Annotated in this window: 17 protein-coding genes; 13 read left to right on the forward strand and 4 right to left on the reverse strand. The window is 56.8% G+C overall.

What is annotated here, in order from left to right; translation table 11 throughout:
- From ACHUE7_RS04760 to ACHUE7_RS04780, 5 genes are all read left to right on the forward strand, one after another.
- A complete protein-coding gene (locus tag ACHUE7_RS04760) occupies positions 1 to 1,038 on the forward strand; it encodes a histone deacetylase family protein (protein WP_394168965.1) in 1,038 nt (345 codons plus the stop codon).
- Positions 1,039 to 1,081: 43 nt separating this feature from the next.
- Entirely contained in the window at positions 1,082 to 1,435 is a 354-nt protein-coding gene (locus ACHUE7_RS04765; RefSeq protein WP_394168966.1) for a RidA family protein, read from the forward strand.
- A 548-nt stretch (positions 1,436 to 1,983) separates the two neighbouring features.
- Complete coding sequence (locus tag ACHUE7_RS04770; protein WP_394168967.1) at positions 1,984 to 2,490, forward strand: SRPBCC family protein; 507 nt, start codon at positions 1,984 to 1,986, stop codon at positions 2,488 to 2,490.
- A gap of 108 nt (positions 2,491 to 2,598) precedes the next feature.
- Positions 2,599 to 2,928 carry a DMT family transporter gene (locus ACHUE7_RS04775; RefSeq protein ID WP_127556480.1) on the forward strand — a complete coding sequence of 110 codons (330 nt, stop codon included), beginning with the start codon at positions 2,599 to 2,601 and terminating at the stop codon, positions 2,926 to 2,928.
- Positions 2,929 to 2,972: 44 nt separating this feature from the next.
- The gene (locus ACHUE7_RS04780; protein WP_394168968.1) at positions 2,973 to 3,662 is read left to right on the forward strand and encodes an aspartate/glutamate racemase family protein; all 690 of its coding nucleotides are present in this window, start codon (positions 2,973 to 2,975) and stop codon (positions 3,660 to 3,662) included.
- A gap of 4 nt (positions 3,663 to 3,666) precedes the next feature.
- On the opposite strand, the gene ACHUE7_RS04785 is transcribed toward ACHUE7_RS04780, so the two are convergent.
- Positions 3,667 to 4,602: a GGDEF domain-containing protein gene (locus ACHUE7_RS04785; RefSeq protein ID WP_394168969.1), complete on the reverse strand. Its 936-nt coding sequence runs from the start codon at positions 4,600 to 4,602 to the stop codon at positions 3,667 to 3,669.
- A 254-nt stretch (positions 4,603 to 4,856) separates the two neighbouring features.
- Here ACHUE7_RS04785 and ACHUE7_RS04790 point away from each other — a divergent pair, with 254 nt between their 5' ends.
- Positions 4,857 to 6,566, forward strand: a complete 1,710-nt coding sequence (locus ACHUE7_RS04790) for a trypsin-like serine protease (protein WP_394168970.1) — start codon at positions 4,857 to 4,859, stop codon at positions 6,564 to 6,566.
- 236 nt (positions 6,567 to 6,802) lie between these two features.
- On the opposite strand, the gene ACHUE7_RS04795 is transcribed toward ACHUE7_RS04790, so the two are convergent.
- Both ACHUE7_RS04795 and rsgA read right to left on the reverse strand, forming a co-directional pair.
- Entirely contained in the window at positions 6,803 to 7,303 is a 501-nt protein-coding gene (locus ACHUE7_RS04795; protein ID WP_394168971.1) for a DUF7931 domain-containing protein, read from the reverse strand.
- 28 nt (positions 7,304 to 7,331) lie between these two features.
- The gene (gene rsgA, locus ACHUE7_RS04800; protein ID WP_394168972.1) at positions 7,332 to 8,351 is read right to left on the reverse strand and encodes a small ribosomal subunit biogenesis GTPase RsgA; all 1,020 of its coding nucleotides are present in this window, start codon (positions 8,349 to 8,351) and stop codon (positions 7,332 to 7,334) included.
- A 276-nt stretch (positions 8,352 to 8,627) separates the two neighbouring features.
- Between rsgA and orn the strand changes: the two genes are divergently transcribed.
- The 7 genes from orn (at position 8,628) to ACHUE7_RS04835 (ending at position 16,916) form a co-directional block, all read left to right on the forward strand.
- Positions 8,628 to 9,173: an oligoribonuclease gene (gene orn / locus ACHUE7_RS04805; protein ID WP_394168973.1), complete on the forward strand. Its 546-nt coding sequence runs from the start codon at positions 8,628 to 8,630 to the stop codon at positions 9,171 to 9,173.
- A 93-nt stretch (positions 9,174 to 9,266) separates the two neighbouring features.
- Positions 9,267 to 9,794: a P-loop NTPase family protein gene (locus tag ACHUE7_RS04810; RefSeq protein ID WP_394168974.1), complete on the forward strand. Its 528-nt coding sequence runs from the start codon at positions 9,267 to 9,269 to the stop codon at positions 9,792 to 9,794.
- A 436-nt stretch (positions 9,795 to 10,230) separates the two neighbouring features.
- Positions 10,231 to 11,922 (forward strand): glycosyl hydrolase family 18 protein, encoded by a 1,692-nt coding sequence (locus tag ACHUE7_RS04815; RefSeq protein ID WP_394168975.1) that lies wholly within the window; start codon positions 10,231 to 10,233, stop codon positions 11,920 to 11,922.
- A gap of 83 nt (positions 11,923 to 12,005) precedes the next feature.
- Positions 12,006 to 14,588, forward strand: a complete 2,583-nt coding sequence (locus ACHUE7_RS04820; RefSeq protein WP_394168976.1) for a glycosyl hydrolase family 18 protein — start codon at positions 12,006 to 12,008, stop codon at positions 14,586 to 14,588.
- 160 nt (positions 14,589 to 14,748) lie between these two features.
- Positions 14,749 to 15,234: a GNAT family N-acetyltransferase gene (locus ACHUE7_RS04825; protein ID WP_394168977.1), complete on the forward strand. Its 486-nt coding sequence runs from the start codon at positions 14,749 to 14,751 to the stop codon at positions 15,232 to 15,234.
- Between the two features lie 85 nt (positions 15,235 to 15,319).
- A complete protein-coding gene (locus tag ACHUE7_RS04830) occupies positions 15,320 to 16,036 on the forward strand; it encodes a YebC/PmpR family DNA-binding transcriptional regulator (RefSeq protein WP_394168978.1) in 717 nt (238 codons plus the stop codon).
- A 64-nt stretch (positions 16,037 to 16,100) separates the two neighbouring features.
- The gene (locus ACHUE7_RS04835; RefSeq protein WP_394168979.1) at positions 16,101 to 16,916 is read left to right on the forward strand and encodes a redoxin family protein; all 816 of its coding nucleotides are present in this window, start codon (positions 16,101 to 16,103) and stop codon (positions 16,914 to 16,916) included.
- A 191-nt stretch (positions 16,917 to 17,107) separates the two neighbouring features.
- On the opposite strand, the gene ACHUE7_RS04840 is transcribed toward ACHUE7_RS04835, so the two are convergent.
- Complete coding sequence (locus ACHUE7_RS04840) at positions 17,108 to 17,980, reverse strand: helix-turn-helix domain-containing protein (protein WP_394168980.1); 873 nt, start codon at positions 17,978 to 17,980, stop codon at positions 17,108 to 17,110.
- Positions 17,981 to 18,137 lie beyond the last annotated feature (157 nt).

An 18,137-nucleotide genomic window follows, 5' to 3' on the forward strand; every position in this document is an offset into this window, starting at 1 on the left:
GTGAAATGCTTTTACCATGAGGCGCAAAGCGCACACGCGCCCAAACATTTTTTTCTGCGCGGGCAACCCGCACCCTCACCGGAGCAGCCGGTGCGCGCCGAGCGATTGAAAGTGGCCATCGAAACGGCGGGAGCGAGCCTGGTGTTGTTACCAGCACTGGCCCGCGACAGGGAGTTAACTGACCGGCTCAAGCGCATTCACAGCAGCCGCTACCTCGATTTTCTGGAAACCGTGGTAGAACGCTGGCGAACCCTGCCAGCTGCTTCAGACGTGGTTGCTCCCAATGTGCACCCCTGTGGCCATGCCAGCGTTTACCCAAGGCACATTATTGGCCAGGCAGGCTGGCATATGCACGATATGGCCTGCCCGATGGATGAGGGCAGTTATACCGGCATCATCGCCAGCGCCACGACAGCGCAGGCAGCAGCCGAAGCCGTGGCGCAGGGCGAGACCGTCAGCTATGCCCTGTGCCGACCACCGGGCCACCATGCCGGGCCAGAGCGGGCAGGGGGGTTTTGCTTTCTGAATAACACGGCGCTGGCGGCAACCGTCCTGCGTGAACACTACGACCGTGTGGCCATTATTGATGTCGACCTTCACCATGGAAATGGCACCCAGGATATTTTCTGGGAGCGAAGCGATGTGTGGACCGGGTCGGTTCACGTTGACCCGGCTGATTTCTACCCGTTTTTCTGGGGCGCAGCGACTGAAGTGGGCGAAGGTGACGGCAAGGGGTTTAATTGCAATGTGCCGCTGGGACTGGGCGCCAATGGCATCGCATTTTTGCAGGCACTGTCACGCTTGCTGTCTGCATTGGCAACGTTCAAACCCCAGGCCATTGTGATCGCGCTTGGGCTCGATGCCCACAAAGATGACCCCCTGGCGGGCATGACCCTGGAAACCGAAGACTTTTACCGCATTGGCCAGCGCCTTGCCCAGGTCAAAGGACCAAAAGTCATCGTTCAGGAAGGCGGCTACCCAACCGACAGCCTCGGTGATAATCTCGCAGCCTTCCTGCAAGGTTTTCGGCGGGGCTGAACCCTAAACTACCTCTCATCTTCCAACCAACAGAGTGCATTTTATGAGCGATCGTTACATCGACAGCAACCACCGTATGAGCCAGGCCGTCATCCACGGCAACACCGTTTACCTGGCAGGCCAGGTCGCCCCTGATGCCAGCGCTGCCATGCGCGGTCAGACCGAGCAGATTCTGCAAGGCATTGATCAGTTGCTGGCCCAGGCCGGCACCGATAAATCCCACATCCTGTCAGCCACCATCTGGGTCACCGATATGGCCGAGTTCAGTGAAATGAACGAAGCCTGGGATGCCTGGGTAGTACCCGGTCGCACCCCAGCTCGCGCTTGTGTCACTGGAAACCTGGCCAAGCCGGAATGGAAAGTGGAAGTGATGGTGATAGCCGCTATCCCTGCATGATCTGCTGTTAAGTTTGCCAGGCACATAGTTGGTGTTACGCCGGATCCGTTCGGCGTATTCGCCAATCCGACACGGCCGACTTCAGCAGCTATTGGACACAGGTGTTCGCATCTCCTTAACCGGTAGGGTATCGCGATAACCTTGCCGGTTTCTAGGGAGCCTCTGAATAACTCCCCCGGGGCTCTGGCTTATCCGAGGGACGTTGCCACAAGGCGGACTTATGCAGGAATGTCTAGACCTTTCAAATGAGTCCAGCGCAGTGGTAGCGTTCCTCGGAAAGTCGGAATGCCGCACCACCCGGAGGGCGCGGCTAAAACGTCCTGCCCCGGCGTTGCACTTCTTGACAAGGGCTACGGCCATTGCGCTGCGAAGTGCGTCGGAGTGCCGCCCACTTGGGCAAAACGTTTTAGCTCGCGCAGAGCCCTGGGGGAGTTGTTCAGAGGCTCCCTAGTGAAGCTCTGGATATCAGTCTGGGAATAAGCGTAGAGTATCTGCTCAACTAGGCGCTGTACCACTGGAGCGATCCATCGTTTTTAGGAGAATGGACTATGGGCACCCAACTACCTTTTGAGTTCAACCCCGAACTGGACCTGCTGCTGGAACGCACGGTGGATATTCCCGCCGAGTGGATCTGGCAGGCCTGGACTCAGCCTGAGCTGCTGATGCCCTGGTTCTGCCCCAAACCCTGGTCGGTGACCGAGTGCGATATCGACCTGCGCCCGGGCGGTATGTTCCGCACCGTGATGCAATCGCCCGAAGGCGAAGCCATGCCCGCCGGAGAAGGCTGTTATCTGGAGTTGGTCGAGAACCGGCGCCTGGTCTGGACATCGGCCCTGTTGCCCGGTTTTCGGCCGGCGCCCAGCCTAGCCGAGGGCGAGTTTGTGTTTACGGCCTATTTGCTGCTGGAACCAGAAGGCGCTGGCACACGCTATACGGCAGCTGTGGTGCACCAGACGGCGGCAGCTAAAGCCCAGCACGAGGCCATGGGCTTCCACGAAGGCTGGGGCATCGCACTCGACCAGTTGGTGGCGTTCATGAAAGCACGCCACCACTGAAACCCAAGCTCTGACAACGCGGTTTGCACACATTCATCCGTAGCCTGCAAGACTGTTGCTCCCGGCAGTGAGTGGTTACTATCGCCCGCTCACTGAACGGAGGTGTGTATGCAAAACTGGGTGTTCCTGAGTATCGCCATTGTTGCGGAAGTGATCGCCACTTCTGCGTTGAAATCCAGCGAGGGGTTTTCCAGGCTTTGGCCCTCGCTGATTGTCGTAGCCGGTTATTTGCTGGCGTTCTACTTTCTGTCGCTGACGCTCAGAACCATACCCGTTGGTATTGCCTACGCGATCTGGGCGGGGCTTGGCATCGTGCTGATCGCGGTGTCGTCGTGGCTGTTGTATGGTCAGAAACTGGATTTCCCGGCCATACTGGGCATGGGGCTTATCATTGCAGGGGTAGTGACCATTAACGTCTTTTCCAAAGCCGGTCATTAGCCCATTGTAAAACTCGCTACTAACGCAGGAAAGGGAGCCTGAGTATGAAAACCATTGGCCTGTTGGGCGGAATGAGCTGGGAATCGACCCAGACCTACTACCGGTTGTTGAACGAAAACGTCAAGACCGCACTGGGTGGCTTGCACTCGGCCAAAGTCGTGCTGTACAGCGTTGATTTTGCCGAGATCGAGGCCCTTCAACACCAGGGCAACTGGGATGAAACCGCGCGCATCTTGTCGGCTGCTGCCCAGGCGGTTGAATCTGCCGGAGCCGAGGTGCTGCTGATAGGCACCAACACCATGCACAAGGTCGCCCCACAAATCGAAGCCGCCATTAGCATTCCTCTACTGCACATCGCCGATGCCACGGCTCAGGTACTGTTGGATGCAGGCATCGACCGCATTGGCCTGCTTGGCACCCGCTTTACCATGGAGCAGGCGTTTTACCGGGAACGACTGGAAGCCAAAGGCATAGAGGTGCTGACACCCAAGGCAACGCAACGCGACCGCATTCATCAGATCATCTACGAAGAACTGTGTCAGGGCGTCATCAGCGAGCGTTCCCGGGCCGAGTATCTGGCGGTTGTGGACGATCTGGCAGCGCATGGAGCCCAGGGTGTGATACTCGGCTGTACCGAGATCGGCCTGCTGATCCAGCAAGCCCACACACCGGTGCCGCTGTACGATACCACGCGCATCCACGCCGGGCAGGCGGTGGCGTACGCGCTCGGCTAATGCCTCATGAGGCCAGGGTTACCTGGTCTCTACCCGTGTGTTTCGACTGATACAGGGCTTTATCGGCCTCATCCAGCAGGGTTGAGATGCTGGCATCATCGGTCACCGTGCCCGATGCCACCCCAATGCTCAGGGTGACATGGCCGACCTCACTGGCCGGGTGGGGAATGGCGCGGGCGCGAATGTTGCGCAGAATACGCCGGGCGACCTGGGTGGCAGACTGCAGGTCGGCATCGACCATCAGAATCAGGAACTCCTCACCACCAATACGCAGCGGATACGCCTCTTCAGAACGAAACCCGGATCGAATAACGTCGGCGATAGTGCGCAGGCACTCATCGCCCTGCAAATGACCCAGACTGTCGTTGTAGGGCTTGAACCAGTCGATATCGATCATCAGCGCAGAAATGACCCGGTTTTGACCATTCAGCGTGAGTAACCGCCTTAAGCGGTCTAGCGCTCGCCGGTTGCCCATTCGCGTCAGCGCATCGGTTTCGGCCTCTACCAGGGCCTGCTGATACTCGTGTTGAAGAATCGTGGTGGTGTGCTTAGCCCGGGTGATGTCGACGCCCACACCGAGAATGCCCACGTTCGGGATCACCGTTTCCGACATCAGAATCCAGCGGCCATCTACGGTATCGATCTCAAACTGGCGGTGAGGAACGCTTCTGCGCCGTTGCTCGGCGCGGGCCAGCCAGTCTTCAATGTCGTCTGTCTCGATCAGCAGGCCCTTGTTCGAACGGTGGTTCTCCCGAATCAGGTCGCGCCAGTGCGGGAGTGAACCAGGGGGCAGGGCGGTCAGTTCGTAAAAGATGGTGTTGGCGTAAACCAGGGTATCGGCCTCGTTATAGAGGCACACCATGGTGCCACTGCCTTCAAACAACTGCTTTAGCGTGGGGAGCAGAGCGGCGATTGACGTTGAGGCGTTGTCGGACTTCATGTCGATCTGCTGTACCTTTGGTGTCTAATGTAAGCGTTGGTGGCTTGAACAAAAACCGTATCATTGACTGAAGGATAGCCCCCTGGAGGCGGACTGGCTAACCCGAGGGGGTGGAAAGGTCTGCCTGGGGGCGATTCTACGGTGTTTGGAAGGCTGCTGATTCCTGATGACCGGTTCGCTTTTTACGAGGTTTGGCATGGCTGGAGAGTCTGGATTGGATTATTCTAAGCCTAATGACTTGTGGGAGTAGGGATGTGCATAGCAGTGTGAAAGCGGTTTTGGTCTGGCTGGTACTGATTGGGGCTGGCAGCATGGCCCTGGCGGAAGATATTCAGCCTAGGATTATAGGTGGCGATCCTGTAGCCGATGGGAGCTACCCATTTTTTACTGCATTGATGAAAGGGTATTCATGGTCTGGTAACCCCTCAGGTGAGCACTGGAATCCCGTGTGTGGTGCGTCATATATTGGTAATGGTCTGGTTTTGACAGCAGCTCATTGTGTTGACGACATTACTAACTCAACGGATTTCGCAGTGTTGATCGGAAATAATTCAGATGACATGAAATACGAATACTGCAAGCTGCAATTTGCTGGTAGCGTCTTGTGTGCGACATCAAATGATTTGGATATGGCTCCTCAAGGCTTCGATGATGAACACTTTACGGGCTTTCTTGCCTATGATGCCAACAATGAAATTCAGTTGGCATCACCTCGAAGCAAGATATACATTCATCCCGCCTATGTTTCAGGATCTTTCAATAATGATGTAGCACTTATCTATATTGCTGCTGACACCAGCGATACATATACAGGCATAGAGATAACAAATACGGCTGGTGACTGGAATTCAAACATAGGCTCATTAGTGCGGGTAATTGGCCATGGCAATACAGATACTTTGCAGAATGCCAACGATCAGCAAGTTGAAACCATTCCCAGTGCCGAGTTATTACAGGTTGATGTTCCAGCTAAACTCGATTCTGCATGTGATGACTATGGTTCTAGTTACGTTGATAGCACAATGTTGTGTGCTGGTGAACCGAATGAATTTTCGCCGATAGATGGCAAAGACTCATGTCAGGGTGACAGCGGTGGTCCACTCTTTATTGATGGTGGTCCTCAGGTAGGGATTGTCAGTTGGGGCGCCGCGTGTGCCTCTGCCAATGGTGTCTATACCGATGTGGCGGCCATGCGCCCCTGGATCAACGCGGCGGCACGAAACATCCTGGACGATTTTAACTTCCCGTTGTCAGTCAATTTTGGTTCGGCATCGGAAACCTTGTCTTCATCAAGAAGCTGGACCTTTAGCAATACCTCGGGCGGGTCGATCGATCTCAGTAATTTCAATTTTTCTCAGTTGCCTAACGGACTGGATATGATCGGCAACGGCTGTTCGGGTACTTTGGCTGATGGGGCCAGCTGCACCGTTCAATTCGAAGCCAATATGTCCGATGTGGGTACCTATAGACGGCCTTTTCAATTTCAAGCCAATAGCGAACCGTTAGAAGTAACGCTGCTGGCCTCTGTGTCGAAGGCCAGTGGTGGCAACCGCTTCTCAGGCGGAGGCGGCGCCTTCTCTCCCTGGTGGCTGTTGCTTGCAGCACCTCTGCTGGGGTTTCGCAGAACCCGAAAAGGCCCTTTGGCCTTGGTTCTGCTCTCAACGCTTGGCCTCGTTGCCTGTTCCTCCAATCCGTTTGCGTCCGAGCCCCCGGAAGTGGTCTTTAACCCGGCCATTACCGCAGAAGGCCTAGAGTTCTCGGTGATGTCGAACGGCTGCACGCAGGAAAACCACTTGCTGTTGAGAGTGAAGGGCGATGACGTGGAAGTGGTGCGAACCCAGCCGGATATGTGCCGGGCAGCACCGCAGTTGAAACGCTTTGTGATGCCATTGCCTGAGCAGGAGTCTGTCTGGCAGTTGGAAAACCCGGTTCGGTACTCAAACCGGGTAAGTCGGGAAGGTTAGCAACGTAAGTTTAGGAGTGCGCTGATTTGACGAGCGGGGGCTGCCTGGGGTGTTCCTGTAGGGTAGTCCGCAGCAAGGAAGCTGCGGTCTAGGCTCCATGGATGGATTTACGCCGACCCTACAGGAACATCCCAGGTAGCCGGCGCGGACCACAGGCGCCTGGAGCCAATCCGAACTCCGAAACTAAAGTTAGCAAGGCTCCCACTTAGCCGAGCCGCTGATCATTGATTCCGGAATTACAAAGCCAGGTGCCTGAACTCGGGGGATTCCTCGCTGTAACGCCAGTACTGCTCGAACACATCGAGTTGCTGGCGCACGGTGGCCCGGTCGTCGTAATGGACAAAGCCGATGTAGCCGGTGTCTGAATTTCGGTACACCAGACCGCTGCGATCGCTGAGCACAAAGGTGCCTTTCATGGGTTCGGTGTCGAGAATCTCAGGCTTGATCACCCGGATTTCGATGCGCGATAGCCGTTTTATCAAGTCGAGCCAGGCATGCCGTCCTTTCACCACCGGATCGGTCTCGGTAACCAGAATGCGCACCTTGCTGCGCCGGTTACGTATGGCAAACTGGCGCACCGCGTCGGTGACGGCATCGCTGCCTAGCCAGTCGCGGTCGAGATCGGTGCTCAGTACGGTCAATTCACGCCCGGTCTGATTGATCAGCTCGACACTGTGTTCGATGAAGTCGTCCAGGCTGTTCAGGCGAATGACGCCGGTATCACTGCGCTCGGTCATGGTTGGCCCCCCGCTTGGTAAACGATGGTTATTTTCGCATCGATACTTCGTTCAGTGAGTCCCGTATCGACAGAAAGCTGTGGTAGCGTCTGGGTAATAGTTTACCGGATTCCACTGCGGCCCGTACCGCGCAACCCGGTTCGGTTTCGTGCGCGCAGTCACGGAATTTGCATCGTCCGGCTGCGTCGTCAAGCTCCGGAAAGCCCTGGAACAGGCTGTCGGTTTCAACGTGCCAGAGCCCGAACTCGCGAATGCCTGGACTGTCGATCAGATTGCCTGCGCCGGGAATGTGGTACAGCGCCGCCGTTGTGGTGGTGTGCTTACCCTTGCCGGTGGCTTCGGAGATGGCGCCCACGCGAATGACTTCATCGGGCAGCAGGGCGGCGATGATGGACGATTTGCCCACACCGGACTGACCCACGAAAACCGAGTTGCCTTCGGCCACCAGGGCGCGAATGGCCTGCATGCCTTCTTCGGTCTGGGCGGAGACGGCGTGGGTCTCATAGCCGAGGTCGCGGTATTCTTCCATTTCCCGCACCATGTCTGGTGCCTGATCGAGCTGGTCGGATTTGTTCAGCAGTATTATAGGGTGTATCTCATCGTGAGCCGCGGCGACCAGGTAGCGGTCGATCAGGTTGGCCGGGGTACGCGGCGTGGGTGCGGCGACGATGATAATGCGGTCGATGTTGGAGGCGACCGGCCGCAGCTGGCCGCGTGAATCGGGTCGGCTAAGCAGGGTGCGGCGTTCTTCGGTGGCGACGATTACGCCGCCTTCCTGCGGGTCTGGCTGCCAGATTACCTGATCGCCGGTCACCAGAGGGGGCAGGTTGCTGCGTTTGTGGCAGCGTACTGTGGTGCCATCTTCGGCTTCCACCTCGGTGGTTATGCCGTAGTGCGCGATTATGAGCCCGCGCCGAGCTTCGCCCAGTTCACCGCCTTCCAGTTGGGATTCGATTTTGTCGGCCTTTTTCTGGGCACGAGCCAGTCGTTCGTCCTGTACTTTCTGTATTCGGTGCTGTTGCTGACGGGTCAGCTTGCGTTTACTCATAAATCGACGGTGCTTCTCTGTGGTTAATCAAGATGTGGAGTTCAAATAGTCTTTATCGGCTTGAACCCGCACCGGGTGCCAGGGATACTCCTGCAGGGGCGCCGTGAATACATCCATGTAGGCTTAGCTTCGGCATCCATGCCTCAGATACCCCTGCAGGAGCACCCCAGGCACCCGGCGCTAGCTCTTAGCAAACGTAGAGCTTTCAGTTAAGTTACACTTTAGCCACATTCTACTCCCTAAACCCCTCCCCGGGGGCACAAAAGGCTATTTGAGATGGATAAAAAATCGAACCTGATTTGGGTTGACCTGGAAATGACCGGTCTGAACCCGGATACCGACCGCATTATCGAGATCGCTACCGTCGTGACCGATAAAGACCTGAATGTCATCGCCGAAGGCCCGAACCTGGTGGTTCACCAGAGCGATGAAGCGCTCAATGCGATGGACGAGTGGTGCACGACACACCACGGCGAATCCGGCCTGACGCAGCGGGTGAAAGACAGCACGCTGTCCGATGCGATGGCCGAAGCGGAAACCCTGGCGTTTCTGAAAGAGTGGGTGGAGCCGGGTGCGTCGCCGCTGTGCGGTAACTCAATCTGGCAGGACCGGCGGTTTCTGATGCGATACATGCCGCATCTCGATGCGTTTTGCCACTACCGTAATATCGATGTCTCCACCCTTAAGGAGCTGGCCCGCCGCTGGCGCCCCGAGGTGTTGGATGGCTTTCACAAGAAGGGTAGCCACCGGGCGCTGGATGATATTCTGGAGTCCATCGGTGAATTGAAGCACTACCGTGAGCATTTCATTCGGTTGGATTGACCGGTCCGAACAACGCCTGTTGTTTATGTGTGGTCCGGGCCCCATGTCTGCCCTTCAGGGGTAGTTATGGGCAGGGGATGGATACAAGGCGTTATGAATAAAGTCACCATCATTGGAAATGGCGGTGCCGGGAAGTCGACCCTGGCCCTGGCGCTTGGCAGGCGCACTGGCTTGCCCGTCCATCATCTGAACCAGGTGATCTGGCAGCCCGATTGGCAGGCGGTTTCTGAAGAGGCTTTTCAGCAAGCTCACGATGATCTGGTTGCCAGGGAGTCCTGGATCATCGAGGGGGTTGGCTATGACTCAACCATAGCCGACCGGTTTGCACGCTCAGATGCCATTGTTTACCTCGATTTTCCAATCGCCGTGCATTTTTGGTGGGCCATCAAACGCGGTGTGAAATCGGTGTTTGTGACGCCAGCCGGGTGGGCAGAGGGTTGTCAGCCGCTGGCAAAACTGATCCCTATGCTCAGGATTATTTGGCATATTCACCGCACGACCCGCCCTTATTTACGCTCGTTACTGGCCAGACAGAAGCGCGGTGTATCAGTACATCACTTGCGAAGCCCCCGCGAATTGAAGCGGTTCTATGAGTTTTATTGCGAGGGGCGTTCCGGGTAAACCCTGGTATTCCTGTTATTCCACTACCGTAGCCAGTACCCCGCCTCTCTTCCTGTGTTCCTCAAATCTCTGAAAAATAATCCTGCAGATTGTTCTTTTTGCCGGCCGTCTGGCCTGTGACTCCCTAGGTGGAAAACCTTAAGAACCAGCCTGGGATTCCTCTGATCCAATGCAATTCGCCTGTTTATTGGTCTAAATTGGTATTATTTTTAGAGCGAAACCGTTTTGTTTCGTGGTTGATGGCGTAAATATTTATTTTTATTGGCCTAAAGTGTGAATTGTCTAACAAAATCCGATGGTTTATTTTTCGAGCCACCCCGGTTAGTGGCTATATTTTAACCATCCAATCTCCAAAGGTATTAGATTGGTTATATTTGAATTAAACGAGCCGAGATCACTTGGCCAACCGAAAAATAACAAAAGGAAGGTTCATATTATGAAGCATCAACGAGTCTTACTGGGCTTGAGCACGGCCCTATTGAGCACCGGTCTGATGGCTGCGCCTGCACAACCCAACCTTAGCTGGTTGCCAGCCAGCCTCGACGATGGCAGCAACACCAACATTACCTGGAATGTCTGGTGGGGTGAAAACGGTTCTTCCTGGACACTGTCTGATAACGGCAATCCAATTTGCCAGAGCAGTCTTACCCGCAATGACCCGAACCCGCAGAACGCCAGCTGTACTGTAGACCTGGCCGCCGGCAGTCACGAGCTGGTGGTGGAGTTGTGCAATGACAGCGGGTGCACCGCCAGTGGCGCGACGACGGTTACCGTTGCCGGCAGCGGCGATGACGATGATGATTCTGGCGGCTGGGACCCGGCCGACCTCGACATGACTGGCTGGCCACACCCGCTGAAGCAAAACAACCAACCCTATGACACCCAGGCAAGTGGCAAGCAGGTGGGCGCCTATTTTGTTGAATGGGGCATTTACGGTCGTGATTTTCAGCCAGCGGACATTCCGGCTGAAAACATTACGCATCTCTATTATGGCTTTATCCCGATTTGCGGGCCGAACCAGTCGCTGGCCGACGCCAACCCGAGTGGATACAGTGCGCTGCAGAGCCAGTGCAGCGGCAAGCAGGATTACGAAGTGGTGGTGCACGACAAGTTTGCCGCGCTGGAAAAATCCTATCCGAATGACCGCTGGGACCAGCCGGTTCGCGGTACCTTTGCTCAGCTGTATCGACTGAAACAGGCGCACCCCGATATCACCATCCTGCCCTCCGTTGGTGGCTGGACGCTGTCAGATCCGCTTTATGACATTGGAACAGACCCGGCCGCACGAGCCATCTTTATTGAGTCGATGATCGGCTTCATTCGCCAGTATGACTTCTTTGATGGCATCGACATCGACTGGGAATTTCCAGGTGGCGGTGGCGCCAACCCCGCCCTTGGCAGCGCTGCAGACGGCCAGGGTTTCGTGATCCTGATGCAGGAATTGCGCGTTGCACTGGATGAGCTGGAAGCCGAAACGGGCCGTCAATATCAACTGACCGCAGCCATGAGCGGTGGTGTTGAGAAATTACAGGCTATCGGCGACGGCTGGGCAGATGCCGCCCAGGTGATGGATCACATCAACCTGATGACCTACGACTACTACGGCGCCTGGAATAACGTGCTGGGCCACCAGACCGGCCTGTACGCGGCACCCGATGCCGCCATGCAAGGCTTCAGCGCCCACGAAGCCGTGCAGTACATGCTCAGTGAAAATGTGCCGCCGCAGAAGCTGAGCCTGGGGGTTGCCATGTACGGTCGTGGCTGGAAAGGCGTCAGCGGTGGCCAGCCCGATTACCCCTTCACAGGCACCGGTGGCGGAGCCATTGAAGGCAGCTGGGAAGCGGGCATTCAGGATTACAAGGAGATTGAAGCCGAGGTGATGGGCGGCCCATCTGGGTCCGGTATCAACGGCTATCAGGTCTTCTGGGATGACATTGCCCAGAGTAGTTATGCCTGGAACTATGCCGACGGAAAATTGCTGACCTTCGATACCCAGCGCTCCATCGACGCCAAGGGCAGCTACGTCCTGCAAAACAACCTGGGTGGCCTCTTTGCCTGGGAAATCGATGCGGACAACGGCCACCTGCTGAATTCGATGAATTCAGGGCTGGGGCATCCTCGCCAGTAACGCCTTGCACGTTTCCAGAAGCCCTCTCTGCCATGGCGAGGGCTTCCACCCCTTTTCACCAAACAACGGCAAATGGATCACTCATGAAAACTCACACTACCCTGAGCGCGTTGCTGGGCGGCCTGGTGCTGGCTGGCTCGGCAGCGGCTTACGACTGCAGCGGCCTGCCCGACTGGGATGCCACCACGGCCTTCAGTGGCGGAGACCAGGTGCACTACGATGACATCGCCTATGAAGCCAACTGGTGGACGCAAAACCAGAACCCGGCCGACCACAGCGATCAGTACCAGGAATGGACGGCGCTGGGCAGCTGTGAAACCACCGGCCAGAATCAGCCACCCAGCGTCAGCCTGACGAGCCCTACAGCCGGTGACGATATTCAGCCTGGCGATACCGTCAGTCTCTCCGCAGAGGCGAGCGACAGTGACGGTGTTGTCACCGGCGTGGCGTTCTTTGTCGACGGGACCCCTATCGGTATTGATGACAGTGACCCTTATCGATTCGACTGGGTAGCCGAAGCGGGCACCGTTAGTGTTTTTGCCCGTGCTACCGACGATGCCGGGGCCACGACCGACAGCACAGTGATCAGGCTCAGCATCGGTGAAGACCCGATAGCCCGTGGTTGCCGGCCTGAAGGGCTGTACCAGACGGCGGGCGTCGAAGTGCCTTATTGTACGGTCTATGATGACAACGGCCGCGAAGCGTTGGGCGACACTCACCAGCGTCGGATAATCGGTTACTTCACCGCCTGGCGCACGGGCAAGAACGGCCAGCCAGCCTACCTTGCCAATGACATTCCCTGGCAGAAGCTCACCCACATCAATTACGCCTTCGCACACATCAACGACCAGAATGAACTGTCGGTTGGCGACACCAGCGACCCGAACAACCCGGCCACCGGCCTGACCTGGCCCAATGTTTCGGGCGCGGAGATGGATCCGAGCCTGGACTACCAGGGTCATTTCAACCTGTTGAACCAATACAAGGCGCAGTACCCGCACGTTAAAACGCTGATCTCGGTCGGCGGCTGGGCCGAAACCGGTGGGTATTTCGACAGCACCGGTCAGCGCGTCGACAACGGCGGTTTCTACACCATGACCACTAACGCCGACGGCAGTGTTAACTACGCAGGCATTGAAACCTTCGCCAACTCAGCGGTCGATTTTATCCGCAGCTATGGATTCGACGGTGTCGACATCGATTACGAATACCCAACCTCCATGACCGGTGCCGGCAACCCGCTGGATTTCGCCTACGCCGATAGCCTGCGTGGTGATTTATGGCGCTCCTATCAGGTGCTGATGAAAACGTTGCGGGAAAAACTGGACCAGGCCAGCGCCGAAGACGGCCAGCATTACCTGCTGACCATTGCCGCCCCCAGCTCCGGCTACCTGCTGCGCGGTATGGAGGACTTCGATGTCACCCCCTATCTCGACTACGTCAACATCATGACCTACGACCTGCACGGTGCCTGGAACGAGTACGTTGGCCACAATGCAGCGCTGTACGACACCGGTGAAGACGCTGAACTTGCCGCCGCCAACGTTTATGGAACCGCACAATATGGGGGTATTGGCTACCTCAATACCGACTGGGCAGTGGCGTATTTCCGGGGTGCCATGAGTGCCGGGCGTATCAACATTGGCGTTCCTTATTACACCCGGGGGTTTCAGAACGTTCAGGGCGGCACCAATGGCCTCTGGGGCACGGCCGAACTGCCTGACCAGACTGGCTGCCCGACCGGTACGGGCGTCAATAGCCCCTGCGGTTATGGCGCGACCGGCATCGATAACCTCTGGCACGACAAAGACGAACAGGGCAACGAACTGGGGGCCGGCTCCAACCCCATGTGGCACGCCAAAAACCTGGAAGCAGGCATCGTTGGCCGTTACGTCATTGATTACGGGTTTGATCCGCAGATGAACCTGAGCGGCACTTATGAGCGCCACTACGATAGCCTGGCCGAAGCCCCCTGGTTATGGAATCCGCAGACCCGGGTCTTCCTCAGTACCGAAGACGACCAGTCGATGAATGCCAAGGTGCAGTACGTTATCGATCAGGGCATTGGCGGTATCATGTTCTGGGAACTTGCGGGCGACTACGGCTGGCACCCGCAGCGGGGCGACAACGGCGAGTACTACATGGGTACGACCCTGACGGACATCGCCTACAACGCCTTCGCCGGTGCTGAAGGCTACGACACCGTACAGGCCGATAACCTGGCACCCCCGAGCGAGGCCATCAACGTTACCGTTGAGATCAGCGGTTTTAAAGTGGGCGATAACAACTACCCGATCAACCCGACGCTGACGCTGACCAATCACACCGACGTCGAAATACCGGGCGGCACCGACGTCAGCTTCAACATGCCGACGGCGACTTCAAGCACCATTTCCGACCAGAGTGGTGCCGGTCTGACGGTACTTGAGGATGGCAGTAACGCAGCGGGCAATAACATCGGCGGGTTGGACGCAACCTTCCACCGTGTCGGCTTCAGCTTGCCGGCCTGGCAAGCGCTGGCCCCGGGTGAATCCGTCGACATTACGCTGAACTACTACCTGCCGGTGGCCGGGCCCGCAGGGTACCGCTTGCACCTCGGTGACAACGAATACGGCCTGGCGCAAGAGCACCCGCACTTGCCGGTCGTTACACCCGCTTCGGATTAGCGGGCCAAGCTTTCTACGCCTCTGTCCAGGCAGGGATGTCCATCCCTGTCTGGCCCTTCCAGAATCAATGAAAGTCGTCGATACTGTTGTCGTTTGTGGACGCGCTCATTGCACTGGTGATGAGGGATGATTTAAAAGAAGCCAGGGAAACATAGAGCTTATGCAAGGTCTTGTTTATCGTCAGCTAGACCCTGGCGCTCCGTCAGATGTCGCAGAGGTGGCACGCCTGCATTGTGCTGCGCCATTGGAATGGGACGCCGGTCATCGGTATTCGAAGCAGATGCTGCAAAAAGTCGAAAGCCGACTGAACGGCAGCGATGGCAGCATCAGCTTTGTCGGATTGGTCTGTAACGGGGCCGACGACATCGTTGCCTTTCACTGGGTTCAGGCCAAACCCGGGGAAGACCGGCCGCACGCTCACGCAGTCGGCCTTTGGGTTCACCCTGAACACCGCAAACAGGGTGTAGCCTCTAAGCTTAAAAAACTGGGCGAAGACTGGTGTCAGGCACAGGGCATCACCGAGCTTAGAACCAATGTATTTACAGCCAATCAAACCATGATTGAGCTCAATCAAAGACTGGGCTACGAGGTTGTAATGGTTAGCATGGTTAAAACACTGGGCGAGACGGCGGATGCCCCGACCTGACTATCCCTTCGCCACTCTGGCTAGTGAAAACCGTCAAATACGACTAGAATCGCCGTCCATCGATTAACCAACCCGGTATTATCCCATGGGCAGAGCCTACCAGAACCGCAAAGAATCCATGGCTAAGACGTCGGACATGAAAGCCAAAGTCTACAGCCGTTACAGTCGTGAAATTTACATGTGTGCCAAATCCGGCGGCACCGAGCCCACCGGTAACCTGGCACTCGCGTCTCTGCTGGAGCGGGCCAAGAAGGACCAGGTGCCAGCACACGTAATCGACAAGGCCATAACCAAAGCCGCCGGTGGCGGTGGTGAAGACTTCGCAGTGGCCCGGTACGAGGGTTTCGGCCCGGGTAACACCATGATCATCGTCGACTGCCTGACCGATAACCCGAACCGCACTTATGGCGATGTACGCACCTGTTTCAACAAGGTAAAAGCCAAGCTGGGTGCCTCGGGCGCCGTCAGCCATTTGTTCGACCACGATGCCATCTTCAGCTTCTCCGGACCCGACGAGGATGCCGTACTGGAAGCTCTGGCCGATGCGGATGTCGATGTCTCTGACATTGAAGCCGAAGATGGCGTGATCACGGTATTCGCCCCCCACACCGAATACGCCAAAACCCGAGATGCGCTAAAGAGTGCGTTCGACGGCATCGAATTCGAGGTCGATGAAGTCCAGTTCGTGCCGCAGATGACCACCGCGATCGAAGGGGCCGACATCGAGCAATTTGAAAAAATGCTGGATATGCTGAACTTTCTGGACGATGTGCAGCACGTGTTTCACAACGCAGAATATTGACAGACCCCTCAATTTTCGGGAGTGTCCTGTCACTCTCTCTTACTAACAGGACACTCACGCCATCATGACCTCTGTAATAATCGGCCCTTTCAGTTTGCCCATTGGTTATATCATGCTGATGCTGGCGTTTGGCATCGCGATTCTGGTCGGCAGCCTGGTGGGTCGGCGTACCCGCAGTTCGGTGATCTCGAAGCTGGGCGATATTTTCCTGGTCACGGTCGTTGTGGCGCGCCTGGGCTTTATCATCCGTTATTTCGAATTCTACCGGGACGACTGGCTGGGCATGGTCGACATTCGCGATGGCGGATTTGACCCCTGGTTTGGTCTGGCTGGTACGGTGCTGATGGCCCTGTTCTGGTATTGGCGCCATGCTGATGTGCGTAAGCCTCTGGCCATTGCCGTCAGCGCCGGCGTGGTTGCCTGGCTCGGCATCTGGAGTGGCGTGCAGATGGTGGGTTACCCCAATGTCGATGTGCCGGAGCTCGAACTGGTGGACCTGCAAGGCGAGCCGCATAACCTGGCGGTTGTGGGTGCCGGCGGACCGAGAGTGGTTAATCTCTGGGCCACCTGGTGCGGCCCCTGTGTCCGGGAGATGCCGGTGCTGGAGGCTGCTCAGCAGGAGTACCCTGACATCACCTTCATCTTCGTCAACCAGGCCGAGAGCCCAGCCCGGGGGCTGGAGTTTTTGAGAGAGCAGGGCCTGAACCTGCGCCACAGCTATTACGACTTGCGAGCCGAATTGCCGGCAATCATTCAAAGTCGGGGCCTGCCAACCACACTGTTTTACGATGCCGACGGCACCCTGCAAGACACCCACGCCGGAGAACTCTCCCGCGCGACCCTGGCCCAGGGGTTAGCTAAGATTCTGCCGGATAATTAACTCAAGTTTCGGAGTTCGCGGGTGACTTTATGGCCAGTCGCCCGCACCGGCCACCAGGTAGGGCTATCGAGGGTCGGCGTAAACCCATCCATGGGGCCTGGACCGCAGCATCCTTGCTGCGGACCACCCTCGATAGCCCTACCTGGCATCCGGTGCTAACCCTTAGCCTGCGAACTCTGCAATTTGAGTAATCATGTGCCTGCTTGAGTCCGAAAGCCTTTTGGTGTGCTGCCCGTCAGTCGTTTGAAGAACCTGGAAAAATACGCCGGGTCAGAAAAGCCAAGTTCATCGGCAATCTGGTTGATGGTTAGGGCGCTGTAAACCAGCCTCCGTTTGGCTTCCAGAATCTGGCGTTCGTGAATCAGCGCCAGGGCGGGTTTGTTGACTGCCTGACGACAGACAGCGTTCAGGTGGTTGGCCGTAATGCCTATGTCGTTTGCGTAGTCGGCCACGCCTCGCGGTTCCCTGAAATGTGCTTCAATCAGGTCGGTGAAACGGCCGAAATGGTCCTGGGTTGCCGGGGTGTCGTGTGTGTCTTGGGGTCGGGCCTGGCGCAGCAACCAGACGAACAGGCTGCTGAGCAGCGATTCCAGCAACACCTGTCGGCCCAGGCCATCACGCTGGTATTCCTGATTGATGATCTCTAACAAGCGCTCAATGTCGCTGCGCCGCTGCGAAACCGAGATGCGGTGGCGTACGAACTCGCTGAAAAAGGCATGCAGTTCCGGTAGCGACTGCGCCAGTCTATGCACCAGCGGGTGCGCCAGGGTCAGCACATAGCCAGCGGCCTTGGGCCCGAAAGCAAAGCCATGAATCGACATTTCGGGAACGATCACCAGGCTGCCTGCTTCCAGGTGATATTGCTGGGCATCCTGTTGCAGCACCGCATCACCCGCATTCAGATACAACAGCTGGTACAGCCCCCGGTGCCGGTGCGGTTTGATCACCCAGTCGTGCAGGCGGCTGCGGTCTGCAATCGCTTCGCAATGCAGCAGATCCGGTGTCAGCCAGGCGGTTTGTTCGCCATAGAGCTTGAATACGGGAATGGGCTTCGCTTCGGCCATGAGCGTTGGCTTCCGGTAAATTGATGGTTAATTGTGCCGCTATCCATCAAAAGTACAAGAAAAACCCGGTTTTGTTCCTTCTTTTGCCTCCTGTATCGACTAAAAATACCAGCATAAGAAATGGCAGCCCCTCAAATAACCGGGCTGCAGTGCCCGC

It is taken from the genome of Saccharospirillum alexandrii, assembly GCF_043641555.1.
Taxonomy (GTDB): domain Bacteria; phylum Pseudomonadota; class Gammaproteobacteria; order Pseudomonadales; family Natronospirillaceae; genus Saccharospirillum; species Saccharospirillum alexandrii_A.

What these genes read in the sequence shown, in the direction of transcription:
- ACHUE7_RS04765 (WP_394168966.1), top strand. Translation starts at nt 1,082, where the DNA reads ATGAGCGATCGTTACATCGACAGCAACCACCGTATGAGCCAGGCCGTC.
- ACHUE7_RS04770 (WP_394168967.1), top strand. Translation starts at nt 1,984, where the DNA reads ATGGGCACCCAACTACCTTTTGAGTTCAACCCCGAACTGGACCTGCTG.
- ACHUE7_RS04775 (WP_127556480.1), top strand. Translation starts at nt 2,599, where the DNA reads ATGCAAAACTGGGTGTTCCTGAGTATCGCCATTGTTGCGGAAGTGATC.
- ACHUE7_RS04780 (WP_394168968.1), top strand. Translation starts at nt 2,973, where the DNA reads ATGAAAACCATTGGCCTGTTGGGCGGAATGAGCTGGGAATCGACCCAG.
- ACHUE7_RS04785 (WP_394168969.1), bottom strand. Translation starts at nt 4,602, where the DNA reads ATGAAGTCCGACAACGCCTCAACGTCAATCGCCGCTCTGCTCCCCACG.
- ACHUE7_RS04795 (WP_394168971.1), bottom strand. Translation starts at nt 7,303, where the DNA reads ATGACCGAGCGCAGTGATACCGGCGTCATTCGCCTGAACAGCCTGGAC.
- rsgA (WP_394168972.1), bottom strand. Translation starts at nt 8,351, where the DNA reads ATGAGTAAACGCAAGCTGACCCGTCAGCAACAGCACCGAATACAGAAA.
- orn (WP_394168973.1), top strand. Translation starts at nt 8,628, where the DNA reads ATGGATAAAAAATCGAACCTGATTTGGGTTGACCTGGAAATGACCGGT.
- ACHUE7_RS04810 (WP_394168974.1), top strand. Translation starts at nt 9,267, where the DNA reads ATGAATAAAGTCACCATCATTGGAAATGGCGGTGCCGGGAAGTCGACC.
- ACHUE7_RS04815 (WP_394168975.1), top strand. Translation starts at nt 10,231, where the DNA reads ATGAAGCATCAACGAGTCTTACTGGGCTTGAGCACGGCCCTATTGAGC.
- ACHUE7_RS04820 (WP_394168976.1), top strand. Translation starts at nt 12,006, where the DNA reads ATGAAAACTCACACTACCCTGAGCGCGTTGCTGGGCGGCCTGGTGCTG.
- ACHUE7_RS04825 (WP_394168977.1), top strand. Translation starts at nt 14,749, where the DNA reads ATGCAAGGTCTTGTTTATCGTCAGCTAGACCCTGGCGCTCCGTCAGAT.
- ACHUE7_RS04830 (WP_394168978.1), top strand. Translation starts at nt 15,320, where the DNA reads ATGGGCAGAGCCTACCAGAACCGCAAAGAATCCATGGCTAAGACGTCG.
- ACHUE7_RS04835 (WP_394168979.1), top strand. Translation starts at nt 16,101, where the DNA reads ATGACCTCTGTAATAATCGGCCCTTTCAGTTTGCCCATTGGTTATATC.
- ACHUE7_RS04840 (WP_394168980.1), bottom strand. Translation starts at nt 17,980, where the DNA reads ATGGCCGAAGCGAAGCCCATTCCCGTATTCAAGCTCTATGGCGAACAA.